Source organism: Geodermatophilus sp. SYSU D01036, from assembly GCF_054050435.1.
In genome coordinates this window covers 29,682-44,267 of the sequence record NZ_JBJGZJ010000004.1, presented here as the reverse complement: position 1 = coordinate 44,267, position 14,586 = coordinate 29,682, and the positions used below count along the sequence as shown (strand labels likewise).

General features: G+C 76.8%; 10 protein-coding genes. 1 reads left to right on the top strand and 9 read right to left on the bottom strand.

Annotation, left to right across the window (positions count from 1 at the left end):
* Nucleotides 1–2,328: 2,328 nt before the first annotated feature.
* The 9 genes from ACI8AR_RS06290 to ACI8AR_RS06250 form a co-directional block, all read right to left on the bottom strand.
* The gene (locus tag ACI8AR_RS06290; protein WP_456935315.1) at nt 2,329–3,303 is read right to left on the bottom strand and encodes a zinc-binding dehydrogenase; all 975 of its coding nucleotides are present in this window, start codon (nt 3,301–3,303) and stop codon (nt 2,329–2,331) included.
* Between the two features lie 91 nt (nt 3,304–3,394).
* Nucleotides 3,395–5,818, bottom strand: coding sequence for a glycoside hydrolase family 65 protein (locus ACI8AR_RS06285; RefSeq protein WP_457050220.1), 2,424 nt, complete (start codon nt 5,816–5,818; stop codon nt 3,395–3,397).
* On the bottom strand, nt 5,815–6,180 hold the full coding sequence (locus ACI8AR_RS06280) for a DUF5655 domain-containing protein (RefSeq protein WP_457050219.1): 366 nt from the start codon (nt 6,178–6,180) through the stop codon (nt 5,815–5,817). The genes ACI8AR_RS06285 and ACI8AR_RS06280 overlap by 4 nt, the downstream gene beginning before the upstream one ends.
* Nucleotides 6,181–6,208: 28 nt before the next feature.
* On the bottom strand, nt 6,209–6,403 hold the full coding sequence (locus tag ACI8AR_RS06275; protein ID WP_456935318.1) for a hypothetical protein: 195 nt from the start codon (nt 6,401–6,403) through the stop codon (nt 6,209–6,211).
* 45 nt (nt 6,404–6,448) lie between these two features.
* Complete coding sequence (locus tag ACI8AR_RS06270) at nt 6,449–7,813, bottom strand: WS/DGAT domain-containing protein (protein ID WP_457050218.1); 1,365 nt, start codon at nt 7,811–7,813, stop codon at nt 6,449–6,451.
* A complete protein-coding gene (locus tag ACI8AR_RS06265) occupies nt 7,806–9,239 on the bottom strand; it encodes a WS/DGAT/MGAT family O-acyltransferase (RefSeq protein WP_457050217.1) in 1,434 nt (477 codons plus the stop codon). The genes ACI8AR_RS06270 and ACI8AR_RS06265 overlap by 8 nt, the downstream gene beginning before the upstream one ends.
* Nucleotides 9,239–10,765, bottom strand: a complete 1,527-nt coding sequence (locus tag ACI8AR_RS06260) for a long-chain-fatty-acid--CoA ligase (RefSeq protein ID WP_457050216.1) — start codon at nt 10,763–10,765, stop codon at nt 9,239–9,241. Before ACI8AR_RS06260 ends, ACI8AR_RS06265 begins: the two co-directional genes overlap by 1 nt.
* Before the next feature lie 10 nt (nt 10,766–10,775).
* A complete protein-coding gene (locus tag ACI8AR_RS06255) occupies nt 10,776–11,045 on the bottom strand; it encodes a DUF1876 domain-containing protein (protein ID WP_457050215.1) in 270 nt (89 codons plus the stop codon).
* A gap of 406 nt (nt 11,046–11,451) precedes the next feature.
* Nucleotides 11,452–14,049, bottom strand: a complete 2,598-nt coding sequence (locus ACI8AR_RS06250) for a cation-translocating P-type ATPase (protein WP_457050214.1) — start codon at nt 14,047–14,049, stop codon at nt 11,452–11,454.
* Nucleotides 14,050–14,156: 107 nt separating this feature from the next.
* Here ACI8AR_RS06250 and ACI8AR_RS06245 point away from each other — a divergent pair, with 107 nt between their 5' ends.
* Complete coding sequence (locus ACI8AR_RS06245) at nt 14,157–14,585, top strand: hypothetical protein (RefSeq protein ID WP_457050213.1); 429 nt, start codon at nt 14,157–14,159, stop codon at nt 14,583–14,585.
* The last annotated feature ends 1 nt before the right edge of the window (nt 14,586 follow it).

Sequence of the window (14,586 nt, the reverse complement as noted above, 5' to 3'; positions counted from 1 at the left end):
TCGGGTGCGGGTTCGGGTGCGGGCGCCGGTTCGGGTGCCGGTGCCGGTGCGGGTGCGGGCGCCGGTTCGGGTGCCGGTGCCGGTTCGGGTGTGGGTGCCGGTTCGGGTGTGGGAGCCGGTTCGGGTGTGGGAGCCGGCTCGGACTCGGGTGCTGGCGCGGACTCAGGTGCTGGCGCCGGAGCGGGCTCTCGCGCTGGCTCCGGCTCAGGCTGTGGTGCGGGCTCAGGCTGTGGTGCGGGCTCAGGCTGTGGTGCGGGCTCGGGCTGTGGTGCGGGCTCGGGCTGCAGGTCCGGTTCGGGTGCGGGTGCCGGGGCCGGCTGTGGCGCTGACTCGGGAGTGGGCGCCGGCTCGGGAGCCGGAGGAGCCTCCGGCTGGGGCGCCGGCGCGGGCGGAAGCTCTGGTTGCGGTGCCGACGGCTCCTCGGGCCCGGGTGTGGGCACCGGCTGCGGCTCGGACTGGGGAGCCTCCTCAGACGGAGCTTCTGGCGTCGGCGGCGGTGCCGCGTCCGGCTGCGGTGCCGATTCCGGGGCAGGACCCGGCGCAGGCGCGACCTCGGACTGGGGTGCCGGCTCCAGCGCGGGTGCCGGTGCGGGCGGGGGAGCGGGCTGATGTCCCGGGTCCGGTTCGGCCGGTGCCTCCGTCTGCGGTGCCTCCGGCTGCGGGGCGGGCGCCGACTCGGGTGCCGGTTCGGGTGCGGGTGGGGGCGCCGACTCCGGTGCCGGTGCGGGCACAGGCTCCGGCTGGGGTGCGGGCTCGGGTGCCGGTACGGGCTCCGGCTGGGGCCCGGGGTCCGGCTCAGGCGCAGGAGTCGGCTCAGGCGCAGGAGTCGGCTCGGGCGCAGGAGTCGGCGCGGGATCCGGCTGGGGTGCGGCCTCGGGACCAGGGGCCGGCTCGGGTGCGGGCTCCGGTTCCGGGGCGACGGAGGTCTCCGGTGCGGGCTCCGGCTCGGGCTGCGTCTCCGGTGCGGGCTGGGGCTCCGGCTGAGGCGCCGGCGCAGGTAGCTGCTCGGGTGGCGTCTCGGGCTCACCCATCGGGTCCGCTCCCGGCTCCGTCCCGGTCTCCTCGTCGGGTGCCGGCACCGTCTCGGACGGCGTCTCCGGCTCGGGGGCCGGTTCGTACTCGGTCGACGCCTCCGGTGCGGACGGGATCTCGGGCTCGGAGGGGATCTCGGGCTCGGAGGGGATCTCGGGCTCGGAGGGGATCTCGGGCTCGGAGGGGATCTCGGGCTCGGAGGGGATCTCGGGCTCCGGCAGGGACGGGACGGAGTCGGGAACCGGCTCGGTCTCCGGCACCTCGTCGGCCGCGGTCGGAGGCTCGGCGTCGTCCTCGCTCCCGGCCCCGACCTCGACGTCCGGCTGCGGTGCGGACTCGTGGACAGTCGGGGGAGCGGGTGCCGGCTCGACACCGGCGTCGGGCGCGTCGGCCCGGGGCGGCGAGGCGGACGCCGGCGGGGGCGCGGCCTCGGTGGTGGGAGCCGCCGAGATCGGCGGCGGGGCCCCGACGCCACCCGCCGAGGGCGGCGGCGCCTCACCGGTAGCGGCCGGGACGTCCGGGGCCTGCGGGGTCCCGGCGTCCGCGTCCTCCGGCGCGGCCTCGTCCGACGGCGCCTCGGCGGCCGGCGGAGGCGGGGCCGACGGGGCGGGCGGGCTCTCCCAGATCTGGCTGAAGGCGCGCACGATCCCGCCCGTGGCGGGCGTGCCCTGCAGGGCCTGGGCCAGCGAGGCGACGCCCGTCGTGACGAGCAGGACGGCCGCCCCCGTCGCGGTGCGCGCCGCACGACCGGGGAGGCGCGTCCACCACACCGTCCGCTCGGGGGACCGCACCCCGGCCGGCCGGACCGCCGCCGGGCGCCGGCCGCTGACCCACCGTGCGACCAGCGCCGACAGCACCCCGCCCAGGAGCAGCAGGGCGACGCCGAGGACCAGCCACACCGTCCCCGAGGACGCGGGGTCGGCGGCGGTCTCCGAGCCGGCGACCCTCCCCGTCGTGAGGTCGGCGGTGCCGGCCACGACCGCGGAGAACAGCAGCGCCCCCGCGACGGTGACGGCGTCCTCGGCCCGGCGGGAGAGGCGGCGGGACGCCACCCGGGAGGCGTCGGGGTCGTGGCTGACGACGGGACGGCGCCGGGGCCGACGGGGGCGGACGAGGACCGGCCGAGCTCCGCCGCCCCGGGCACCGGCGTGACGCCGTCGTCGTGCACGCATGGAGCCTCCAGGTGGTGGTGGCGGTGCGTGGTCGTCCGGAACCCCGTGCCGCGCCAGCATGCTGGGGCCCGCGCGGGGGGCGCAACACGTCTCCGACCTCCGACGGGGGGGTCGGGACGGCGCGTCAGGTCATGTCGACCGCGATCTTGAGCTGCCCCGGGCGGGGCGCGACCGCGGCGCCGAAGGCCGCCTCCACGTCGGCGACCGGGTGGACGTGGGTGACGTAGCAGTCACGCAGCTCCGGGTGCGCGGCCAGGTACGCGCCGGCGTCCGCCAGTACCCGGCGGCGCTCCAGGGTGACGCCCGAGCGGAGGGTCAGGTTCTTCCGCAGGAAGGTCATCATGTCGAACGGGTAGACCGGGTCGTCCGGGACGCCGAAGTAGAAGACCTGGCCGCCGGGCGCGACGGCGTCCAGCGCGGGCTTGAGCGTCGTCACCTGGTGGCCCACGGCCTCGACGACGACGGCGGGCCGGTCGGCGTCGGACAGCGTGCCCGCCCAGCGCTCGGCGCGCGCCGTCACCGTCTCGTCGACGCCGAAGGCGGACGCGGCGTCGCGGCGGTCCACCGGGTCGACGCCGGTCACGCGCGCCGCGCCGCGCGCCTTGAGCACGTGGCTGAACAGCAACCCGATCGGGCCCTGGCCGATCACGGCCACCGACTGCCCGGACACGTCGCCGAGCTGCTCGGCGGCGTAGAGCACGCAGGCCAGCGGCTGCAGCATGACCGCGGTCGTGGGCGGCAGCGCGGTGTCGTAGCCGGCCACGCCCTCGCCGTCGGTGACGACGAGCTCGGCGATGCCGTCGAACATCGACGCCCAGCCGACGACGAGGTCGCCCGGGGCGTGGTCGGGGTGCCGGCTGGCGACCACCTCCCCGACGATCTCGTGCATCGGGAAGCCCGGCGCGCGGGTGGCGCCCCAGCCGTCCTCGGCGGCCGGGTGCGGCCACACGCCGCCGCGGAAGTTGGGCAGGTCGCTGCCGCAGATGGCGCCGGCGCGGGTGGCCAGCAGCACGTGCCCGGGCGCCAGCGCGCCGGCGTCCGGGGCCGGGACCTCCACCTCCTCGAACCGGAAGGGACCGCGCAGCGTCTGTGCCCACATGGGTGTCCTCCGTCCAGCCGGGCGCCCCGGTACCCGGGGCGGCGGCCCTCAGCCTGCAGGACCACCGCGGTGCCGCGCCCGGTGGGACCGGTCAGCGGTCCCGCCCGTTCCGCCGCCGGGACAGCGGCACGCGCAGGCTGCCGCGGGGGTCCAGCCGGAACTCCTGGTCCCGCACCCGCAGCGGCAGCTCCGCCGCCCGCCCCGGGTCGCCCCCGACGACGACCTCGCCGTGGGTGATGGCCACCTCGACCTCCGGGTGGTCCCGGTAGCGCAGCCGGAACCGCATGCCGGCGAGCGCGTCCGGCAGGTAGGGGTCCAGGCCCAGCGCCCCGCCCCGCGTCTCCAGGCCGGTGAAGGCCCGCTGCAGCAGGTCGACCGTGCCGGCCATGGCGCCGAGGTGGACGCCCTCCCCGGTGGTGCCGCCCTGCACGTCGGAGACGTCGCTCTCCAGCGCCACGAGCCAGTCGTCCCAGGCGCGACGGCGGTTGCTGCGGGCCTGCACCCAGGCGTGCACCACCCGGGACAGCGTCGACCCGTGGCACGTGCGGTCGAGGTAGTAGCGCACGGTCCGCGGGATCGTCTGCCGGTCGTGCGGGTAGCCCAGCCGGTCCAGGACGGCGTAGAACTCCTCGGCCGTCAGCAGCTGGAACAGCATGAGGACGTCCGCCTGCTTGGACAGCTTGTAGCGGTTGGTCGAATCGCCCTCGGCCTCGAGGATGCGGTCGAGCCGGCTGACGTCGCCGTAGCGGCGGCGGTAGCCCGCCCAGTCGAACTCCTCCAGCCGGTCGTAGCCGCGGAACTGGCTGAGCACCCCGTCGTCGTGCCAGCACAGCCGCAGCTTGCGGGAGACGTGCTCCCAGCGCTCCAGGTCCGCCCGGCCGAGGCCCAGCTGGTCCAGCAGCTCCGCCTCCCGCCGCGGGCCGAGCAGGGCCAGGCAGTCCTGCGCCCGCGCCAGCGTCCAGGCGGTCATCACGTTGGTGTAGGCGTTGTCGTCGAGCCCGGGCCGGTCCCGCCACGGCAGCGCGTCGTGGTACTCGTCGGGACCCATGACGCCGCACACGTCGAAGCGGTCGTCGCTGCGGTCGTAGGTGGCCAGGTCGGCGAAGAAGGCCGCGACCTCCAGCAGCACCTCCGCGCCGTGCGCGTCGAGGAAGGCGGTGTCCCCGGTCGCCTCGTGGAACCGCCAGGTGTTGTACGCGACGGCCAGGCCGATGTGCCGCTGCAGCGCCGAGTTGTCGGGCAGCCAGTGACCCGACCGCGGGTTGAGGTGCAGCGTCTGCGACTCCTCGCGGCCGGTCGACCCGCTCTGCCACGGGAACATCGCCCCCCGGTGCCCGGCGGCCCGCGCGGCGGCGCGGGCGGCCGGGAGCCGGCGCCAGCGGTACAGCAGCATCGCGCGGGCCACCTCGGGCAGCCGCAGGGTGAGGAAGGGCAGCACGAACAGCTCGTCCCAGAACACGTGCCCGCGGTAGGCCTCGCCGTGCAGGCCGCGCGCGGGGATGCCGACGTCCAGGTCGACGCTGTGCGGGGAGACCGTCTGCAGCAGGTGGAACACGTGCAGCCGCAGGACCAGGGAGGCGTGGGCGGGCCCGTCGATCACGACGTCGCACCGGTCCCACAGCCGCCGCCAGGCGTGCTCGTGCCGGGCCAGGACGTCGTCGAACGCGGGGGCGCGGGCGACCTCGTCCCGCGCCGCGGCGCCCGGCTCGTCGACCGCCCGGTCGCGGGAGGTGCACAGCGCCACGACCTTCTCGACCGTCACGACCCGGCCCGGGACGACGTCGAGGGTGAGCTCCGCGCCGGCGTAGACGTCGCCGTCCACCACGGGGACGGCCGGCACCCCGCACGGCCGGCCGTCGACCAGCACCCGGTGCCGCGCCGCCAGCCCGACCCGGAGGCGGGACGTGCAGGTCTCGGCGGTCAGGTGCAGCGCGCCGTCCTCCCCGGCGGCCGCCTCGCCCGGGACCAGGTGCCGCCCGCTCAGGTGCCGGTAGCGGGCCACCCCGGCGTTCTCCACCCGGCCGTCGAGGCCGGAGCGCACGACGACCCGCCCCGTCCAGTTCTCGGCCACCACGGTGGTGTCGAGCGCGGCCAGGAGGGGGTCGGCCATCGAGACGAGCCGGCGCTGGGCGACCCGGGTGGACCGCCCGGCGGCGTCGGTGACCCGGTACCGGCGGGTGAGCACGCCCCGGCGCAGGTCCAGCTCCTGGACGTACGCGGACACCGTGCCGGCCTCCGGGCCGAGGTCCGCGCCGTCGGCGGCGCGCAGGGTGAGCGACTGCCAGTCGGGCAGGTTGACGATGCTCTCGTTCTCCACGCGCCGGCCGTCGACCTCGTCGGTCAGCCGGTTGAAGACCCCCGCCGCGTACGTGCCCGGGTAGTGGCAGCCGCCCGCGCGCGACTCCGGTGCCGCGCCGCGGCTGGCGAACCGGCCGTTGCCGAGGGTGCACAGCGCCTCGCGCAGCGGTTCGCGCCCGGGGTCGAGGCCCTCGTAGCGCAGCAGCCAGCCCGTCACCGGGAGATCCCGGGGGCGCCGGCGCGGGCGGCCGCCTCGTGCAGCCACGCGGCGACCTCGTCGTCGACCTCGGCCGGGTCGCGCACCTCCAGGTGGTGCATCCAGACGCGCGGTGCGGGGTGCGCGACCTGCTTCCACCGCGGGGAGGGGTCACGCCGCTCCAGCGCGACCGACAGCACGACCTCGGCCGCGGGGTCCCGCAGGTACCGGCCGGGCCGCCACAGCCAGGCGAACGCGCGCGGTCCCCGGAAGGCCACCTGGCTGCGCGACACGCACACCTCGCAGTCCGGCAGCAGGGCGCGCACCCGGTCGTGGACGGCGGCTCCCGTGGGCGAGCCCGCGAAGAACTCCTCCGGCGTCACGGCGGCGGCCCGCCCGGCTGCCCGCCGGTCAGGCCGGGGTCCGGGCGCGGTCGTTCCACCGGTCGAGCAGCAGGTCGATGCGGCCCAGGGCGAGGACCACCCGCGCCCGGGCGGCGGGCGTGTCCTTCACCTGCCGCGCCCGCCGTGCCTCGCCGAGCTCGAGACGCGCCAGGTCCAGCTGGAGCTGCAGGTCCTCCGCGGGGTGGGGGGACAGGACGGCCATGATGACCTCCTCCTGCGTTCCGGACCGGCGGTCTGCGTCGGGCCCTCATCGTCGACCGGCCGTACGTCCTCCGGAGCGGCCGGAGGACCGGTCACCAGGAGGACCTCCGACCCCGGTGGAACTCATCGCCGCGCCCAGCTCCTCCTCGAACGCGGTCACCAGGGCGCCGGCGTCGGGGACGACGGCCGGGTCGGCGCCGAAGCCGACGGTGACCTCCCCGGCGTAGCTGAACACGGTCACGGTCAGCGCCTGCCGCCCGCTGGTGGGAGCCCACCCGACGATCCCGGCCACCGGGGCGCCGGCGAGGGCCATCGGCGCCCGGGGTCCGGGGACGTCGGTCAGCACGCCCACGGCCTTGGCCGCCAGGAACCGGACGGCCGCGGTCCCGACCAGTGGAGGGGCGAGCGCGATGGCGCGGCTCAGCCCGTACGTCAGCCCCGGCTCCCACGAGTCGCGGATGCGGGCGATGCGCCGGTGCACCTCGGCCAGCCGGTCCGGGAAGGCCCGCCGGCCGTGCGGCAGGACGGCCAGGACCAGCGCGAAGTGGTTGCCGAGCCACGGCGGGGGAGGCCGGTCCGGCGGCGCCAGGTTGACCGGCACCATCCAGGCGACCTCGTCGTCCCGGGGCCGGCGGGACCGCCCGGTCCGGTCGAGGTGGCGGGCCATCGCCCCGCACACGAGCGCCGTGCAGACGTCGTTGACCGTCGTCCCGGTCCGCGCGGCGACCCGCTTCACCAGCGCCAGCGGCACCGGGTCGGACCACGCCACGGACTTGGGCACGCCCGGCCGGCCGGCGAGCGCGGTGGGCGGGTCCACCCACAGCAGCACCTCGCCCAGGCCCAGCGCCGTGCGGAGGACCGTGCCGGCGCCACGGCCCCGGGGGTGGGGACGGCCGACCCGGGCGGTGAAGGTGGCGGCCGTGCCGTCCACCGGGTCCAGCAGGCCGAGCATCACCTGCGTCGCCCGGATGCCGTCGGCGATCGAGTGGTGGAAGCGGGTGACCAGGGCGCTGCCACCCTCGTACCCCTGCAGCAGGTGCATGCGCCACATCGGGTGGGCGGGGTCCAGCGGCGTGCTCCGCTGCTCGCCGACGAACCGGCGCAGGGCGTCGCGGCCGCCGTCCCCGGGCGCGGGCCGGACGACGACGTGCCGGTCGAGGTCGAAGTCGCGGTCCTCGACCCAGGCCCCCCGGCGCAGCAGCGTCCCGCGCAGCTCCGGGCGGCTGCGGAGGACCGGGTAGGGCGCCAGCATCCGGTCGCGGACGACCGCCCGGAGCCGGCCGGGGTCGACCTCCTCGGCGGTCCACAGCAGCGACGTGACCACCATGAGGTTGTCCGGCCGGTCCAGCTCCAGCCAGAACGCGTCCTCCGCCGGCATCCGCCGGCGGGCCGCCGTGCCGGCCTTAGGCACGGGCCCGGCGGGTGCGCGCGGCGGGTCCGGCACCGGGGGTGTCCGTGCCGGCCGCGGCGACCAGCTCGGCCAGGCCGGACTCGATGCCGCGGGCGAGGGTCCAGACGTCGGCCGCGCTGTCGTAGTCGCCGGTGATGCCGACGGTCAGCTGCCCGGCGTAGGTGAACATCGAGACCCCGACGCGCAGCCGCGAGGCGATCGGCACGTAGGGGACGATCTCCACGCACCGGCGGCCGAGGGCGTAGAGCGGCTCCCTCGGGCCGGGCACGTTGGTGGTCACCGTCGTGACGTTGCGCTGCGGCAGCCGCCAGACCAGCCGCAGGCCCGATGCGACGGGTGCGAAGGGCTCGGCGCCGGCCAGCCGGACCAGGACCGCACCGGCGTCGGCCTCGTGCTCGGCCTTGAGCCGGTCGAACAGGCCCCGCACCACGGCCAGGCGCTCGAGGGGGTCGGCGACGTCGACCGGCAGGTCGGCGAGCATCGAGGACACCCGGTTGTCCCGGATGCTCTCCTCGCCCGGCGCCCGGACGCTGACCGGGACCAGCGACCGGATCACGTGCTGTGCCGGGCGCTCGCCGCGGCTGATGAGCAGCTGCCGGAAGCCGGCGGTGACCGCGGCCATCAGCACGTCGTTGAACGTGCCGCCGAACGCGTGCCGCACCGCGGAGACGTCCTCGACGCGGCCGCGCGCGAAGGCGTAGCGCCGGTGCGCGGACAGCGGCCCGGTCAGCGAGGAGGGGCGGGTGGGCACCAGGGCCGTGGCGAGCGCCGCGGTGCCGCGGGCGGTGGTCCGCACCAACTGCCCCAGCGCGCGGGGCGAGCGCGCCGCGCCGGCCAGCGCCCGCGTCGTCCGCCACGGCAGCGCGGCGAGGTCCCGCGCCGCGAGGGCGGTCAGCGTGGCCGTCGACGGCTCCGGCTCCGGGTGCCAGTCGTCGGGCACCGCCGGCCCCGGCTCCGGGGTGGGATCGAGGACGGCGCGGTAGAGGTCGGTGCCGGAGATGCCGTCGACCATGCAGTGGTGGACCTTGCTGATCAGCGCCCACCGGTCCCCGGCCAGCCCCTCCACCAGCCAGTACTCCCAGAGCGGGCGGCTGCGGTCGAGCCGGGCGGACATGACCCGGCCCATGAGCGCGGCGAGCTCACGGTCGCCTCCCGGGGCCGGCAGCGCCGTGCGCCGCAGGTGGTAGCCGAGGTCGAAGTCCGGGTCGTCGACCCACACCGGCGGGCCGAGGTCGAACGGGACCCGGCGGACCCGCTGCCGGTAGCGCGGGATCAGCGCCAGCCGCCCGGCGAGCGCGGTCGCGAACTCGCCGGGCGACGGCGCCGGACCCTCGAACACCGCGATCGACGAGATCGCCAGCGACGTCCCCGGCTGCTCGTCCTCGATCTCGAGGAACGCGGCGTCGAGCGGGCCCATGCGGTCCATCAGCCGACCAGCTCCCGCTTGAGGACCTTGCCGGTGGCGTTCATCGGCAGCTGCTCGCGGAACTCCACCGACCGCGGGTACTTGTACGACGCCACCCGGGCCCGGACGTGCGCGATCAGCTCCTCCTCGGTGGCGCGCTGCCCGGGGCGCAGCACGACGAAGGCCTTCACCTCCTGGCCCAGCCGGTCGTCCGGCACGCCGACGACGGCCGCCACGGCGACCGCCGGGTGGGTGTACAGCACGTCCTCGACCTCGTGCGGGTAGACGTTGTAGCCGCCGCGGATGACCAGGTCCTTCTTGCGGTCGACGATGAAGTGGAAGCCGTCCTCGTCGACGCAGGCCAGGTCGCCGGTGCGGAACCAGCCGTCGGTGAAGGCCGCGGCGGTCGCCTCCGGGTTGCCGTGGTAGCGGGTCATCACGTTGAAGCCGCGCACGACCAGCTCGCCGACGTTCTCGCGCCCCGGCGGCAGCGGCCGGTCCTCGGCGTCCCAGATCGCGACCTCGACGCCGTAGATCGGCTTGCCGACGCTGTAGACCCGGCGCTCCTCGGCGCTGACGTTGAACGTCGTCGTCGAGGCGGTCTCCGACAGCCCGTACCCCTCCAGGACCACGACGCCGGGGAAGGTGCGCTCGAACTCGTCGATGACCTCGGCGGGGATGGGCGCCCCACCGGACACCGCCACCCGGATCGAGGACAGGTCGTACGCCTCGCGGCCGGGGTGGTTGAGCAGGGCGATGAACATGGTGGGCACGCCCTCGAACACGGTCACCCGGTCCCGCTGGATCACCTCGCAGACCTTCGCCGGGTCGAACCGGGGGACCAGCGACAGCGTGCCGCCGAACCGGATGCCGACGTCCAGCACGCTGGAGAGCCCGTAGACGTGGAACAGCGGCAGCATGACCGCGACGACGTCGTCCTCCCGCATCCCGAACAGCCGGCCCGGGGTGTCGGCGTTCATGAACATGCAGAAGTGGCTCAGCTCGGCGCCCTTGGGCCGGCCGGTCGTGCCGCTCGTGTAGATGATCACGGCGGTGTCCCCGGGGCCGGTCTGGTGCATCGGCGGCGGACCCTGCACCGGCGTGGCCAGCAGCTGCTCGAAGGGCCGGCCGACGGTCACGGTCGGCAGGCCGGGCAGGTCGACCACGACGATCTCGGCCAGGCCCGCGTCGGCGGCGCCCTTGGCGGCCTCCTCCACCGACCCGGCCCAGGTGACGAGCATCCGGGCGCCGGAGTCCTGGAGGACGTAGCCGACCTCCCCGGCCTTGAACAGCACGTTCATCGGCACGACGACGCAGCCGGCCTTGAGGATGCCGAAGTAGGCGACGACGAACTGGGGGACGTTGGGCAGCTGCAGCCCGACCGCGTCGCCGGGCGCGAGGCCGCGCGCCGCGAGGCCGACCGCGAACCGGTCGGAGGCGGCGTCGAGCTCGGCGTAGGACGTGCGTCCGCCGTCGAACAGCAGCGCAGGCTTGTCGGGGTGCCGGCGCGCGGCCTCGCGCAGGACGGTGGCCAGGTTCAGGCTCACGCCCCGCTCCTCACATCACCAGGTGGGCGGCCTCGCCCGTGGACTGCTCGACGTCCTCCGTCGCGGCCCGCAGCAGCCGGTGGGCCAGGTCGGACAGCGCGCGGGCGACCGCGATCTCGTCGCCGATCTCGGGCACGTCCCGGTCGGCCGGGTCGAGCCGGGCGAACCCGGTCCCGGTCACCGCCTCGGTGTCGCGGGTCTGCAGGTGGGCGACGGCCCGGGTCCGGCCGTCGTGCTCACCGATGTCGATGCGCACCGTCCAGGTCTTCACCGCGTCCACGTCTGCCTCCTCGTCGCAGGGGTGGGTCTCCCGACCGTGCCGCCGCGGACCGCCGGCCGACGCGGCCGGAAGGCCGCACGGCCCGGGACTTCCGGCCCCGGGGCGCCGGGCCCGGGGGAGCGGGACGATCGCCGGCCCGAGGTGAGGAGGCCGCCGTGGACCCGATCGTCGAGACCCGGCACGGGCCGGTGCGCGGCACCGCGGCCGGCGGGGTGTGCGCCTTCCTCGGCCACCGTCCTCGGCCCGGAGCCGCCCCAGCCGCGGTTCCCCCAGGACGACCCGACGGGTCGGCTGAACGGCCCCGCCGAGATGGGCGACGACCGCCTGGACCCGAACGTCTGGACGCCCGACCCCGGGTCGGCCGGGCTGCCGGAAGGGGTGGAGCCCCGGCGGGTCCTTCCGCCCCCTACGCCGCCGAGCGCGCCCTCGGGGCCGGCGTGCGCTGAGCCGCCCGCCCGGCCCGCAGGACCTTGTGCGCGGCGTCGGCCAGCAGCACGGCCGGCACGGCGAGCAGGGCGACGCCGAGGCCCAGGAGCGGCGGGAACGCCTGGCCGAGCAGGTCGGCGACCGGGGGGACGGCGAGCACGGCGGCCAGGAGCAGCAGCTCCACCCCGACGGCCCACCCCAGCAGCGGGTTGCTGCGCGGGTCCAGCCGCCAGAACGGCCGCGTGGTGCTGCGGCAGGCCCAGGCGTTGGCCGCCTGGCCCAGGACGACGGCGGCGAAGGCGGCGCCGCTCGCCCCGGCCAGCACGCCGCCCGGGACGTCCTCGCCGTAGGACCAGCCCGCGCTCGTGAGGACCACCAGGAAGGCGAGCATCGAGACCGCCGCCTCCACCGGGCCGAGCACCCCGAAGGCGCGGCGCAGGACCGCCCCGTCCACCAGCCGCCGGCGCGGCGGCGGGCCCTCCAGCACGCGCGCCGAGGCGGGCTCGGCGCCGAGCGCGAGGGCCGGGCCCTGGTCGGTGACGATGTCGAGGCAGAGGATCTGCAGGACCCCCAGCGCCAGGGGGAGGCCGCCGGCGGTGGCGGTGAAGGCGACGAACGGCGTCAGCTCCGCCACGTTGTCGCTGAGGTGGTAGGTCAGGAACCGCCGGATGTTGGCGAAGGTCGCCCGGCCCTGGCGCACCGCGGCCACGATCGTGGCGAAGTGGTCGTCGAGCAGGACCAGGTCGGCGGCCTGGCGGGCGACGTCGGTGCCGCTGGCGCCCATGGCCACCCCGATGTCGGCCGCGCGCAGCGCGGGCCCGTCGTTGACGCCGTCGCCGGTCATGGCCACCACGTGACCGCGGGCGCGCAGGGCCTGCGCGATGCGCAGCTTGTCCTCGGGCGCGACCCGGCACACCACCGCGCCGTCGGAGTCGAGCAGCGCGCCGAGGGCCGCGGGGTCGGCCGGCAGGTCCTTCCCCTCGACGACGACGCTGCCCGGCCGCGACAGGCCGATCTCCGCGGCGATCGCCGCGGCGGTGACGCCGGAGTCGCCGGTGACCATGGCGACGGCGATCCCGGCCCGGCGGCACTCCGCCAGCGCCTCGCCCACGTCGGGGCGGGGCGGGTCCTCGATGCCGACCAGCCCGAGCAGCTCGAGGTCGCGCTCGGCCGCGTCGGCGTCCGCGTCCGCGGGCAGGTCCACGGTGCGGCGGGCCACGGCCAGCACCCGCAGCCCGCGGCCGGCGAGGGCCTCCGCCGCGGCCGCGGCGTCCCCGGGGCGGGTGCTGCGCGGGAGGACGCTGTCCGGTGCGCCCTTGACCGACAGCTCACCGGAGGTCCAGACCGACATGCGCCGGCGGCGGGGGTCGAAGGAGAACCGCCGCGCACCCCCGGGCACGCCGGTCGTCGCGGCGGCCCCGCCGAGCCGCCGGGCCAGGGCGTCCAGCGCGGCCTCCATGGGGTCGCCGGCCGCCGTCCAGGTCCCCGCGTCCTCCCGCACGTGGCCGGTGGAGCAGCGCACCGCCGTCGTCGCCAGGGCGCGGGCGGCGGCCACCGCGGCCGGTGCGCCGTCGACGTCGGCCGTGGGCTCGTACCCGACCCCCCGGACGGCGACCGGCCCGTGCGGCGTCCACACCTCGACGACGGCCATCCGGTTCTGGGTGAGGGTGCCGGTCTTGTCGGTGCAGATGAACGTGGTCGAGCCCAGCGTCTCCACCGACTCCAGCCGCCTGACCAGCGCCTTCCGGTGGGCGAGCAGCCGCGCGCTGCGGGCCAGCGAGAGGGTCACGGTGGGCAGCAGCCCCTCGGGGACCAGCGCCACGGTGACGCCGACGGCGAACAGGAACCCCTCGCCGACCGGCAGGCCGATGAGGAACCCGGCGCCGAAGCAGACCGCGCCCAGGCCCAGCGCGGCCACGGTCACCAGCCGCACGACCCGGTTGAGCTCCCGGGTGAGCGGCGTCTTCGCCCGCTCGACGGTCCGGGTCATCGTGGCGATCGAGGCCAGCCGGGTGTCCCCGGCGATCGCGACGACCTCGGCCGACGCCTCGCCCTCGACGACGAAGCAGCCCGCGTACGCGGGGTCCCCGGCCTCCTTGTCGACCGGCACGCTCTCCCCGGTCAGCGTGGCCTCGTCCACCCGCAGGCCGTGGACGTCGACCAGCCGCAGGTCCGCGGCGACCCGGTCCCCGGCCTCCTGCAGCACCAGGTCGCCGACCACCAGGTCGACGGCGTCGACCTCCTGCCGCCGGCCGTCCCGGACGACGGTGACGCGGTGCGGGACCAGGTCGCGCAGCGCCTCGGCCGCCCGGTCGGCGCGGTACTCCTGCACGAACGCGAAGACGCCGTTGAGGACGACGACCACCACGATCGCGACGGCGAGCTGCGGCATGCCGCCGACCAGCGCGAGGACCGCGGCCCCCCAGAGCAGCAGCGCGAAGAAGTGCACCATCTGGCCGACCAGCAGCCGCACCGGCGAGGGCGGCCGCTCCACCGGCAGCCGGTTGCCGCCCGGGGGACGCCGGCGCGCGGCCTCGCCGCTCGACAGGCCGGGCGGGGCCGCCGCAGTCGTCGTCACCCGGCCAGCGTCACCGCGCCCGTCCCGCCCGGCGTCGTCCGTACGTCCCGGATCGAGGGCGACCTTCGGCCCTGAGCGCGCGGCGCCGCCGTCCCGAGCATCGGGTCATGACCGAGGTCAGGACCCGCCCTGCGTCGACGGCCGGGCGGCGGGCGAACGCCGTGGCCGCCGTGGTGGCCGACGGGGTCCTCCTGCTGCTGATCCACGTCTGGCCGGGGTGGGAGGTCGTGCCCTTCCTGACCGACGAGACGACCCGGGTGCTGCGCTACGTCGACGCCGCGCTGATCGCCGGGATCGCGGTCGGGCTGCTGCAGCTGGCGCGCCCCGGCGGTGCGTCGGCGCCGGCCGGCACGATCCTGACGACGGCCTTCGGCCTGGCGGCCACGGTGCGCGTGCTGCAGGTCTTCCCGTTCGACCTGTCCGGGGGCTGGGAGGTCGTCGTCCGCATCGTCCTGTGGCTCGGCATCGCCGGCGCGGTGATCGGGATCCTCGTCGCGCTGGTCGCGCTGCTCCGCCTGCGCCGGGCGCGGGGGTAGT

Excerpts from the sequence above, each read along its gene's own strand:
- ACI8AR_RS06290 (WP_456935315.1), bottom strand. The coding sequence starts at position 3,303 with ATGTGGGCACAGACGCTGCGCGGTCCCTTCCGGTTCGAGGAGGTGGAG.
- ACI8AR_RS06275 (WP_456935318.1), bottom strand. The coding sequence starts at position 6,403 with ATGGCCGTCCTGTCCCCCCACCCCGCGGAGGACCTGCAGCTCCAGCTG.
- ACI8AR_RS06265 (WP_457050217.1), bottom strand. The coding sequence starts at position 9,239 with ATGGACCGCATGGGCCCGCTCGACGCCGCGTTCCTCGAGATCGAGGAC.
- ACI8AR_RS06245 (WP_457050213.1), top strand. The coding sequence starts at position 14,157 with ATGACCGAGGTCAGGACCCGCCCTGCGTCGACGGCCGGGCGGCGGGCG.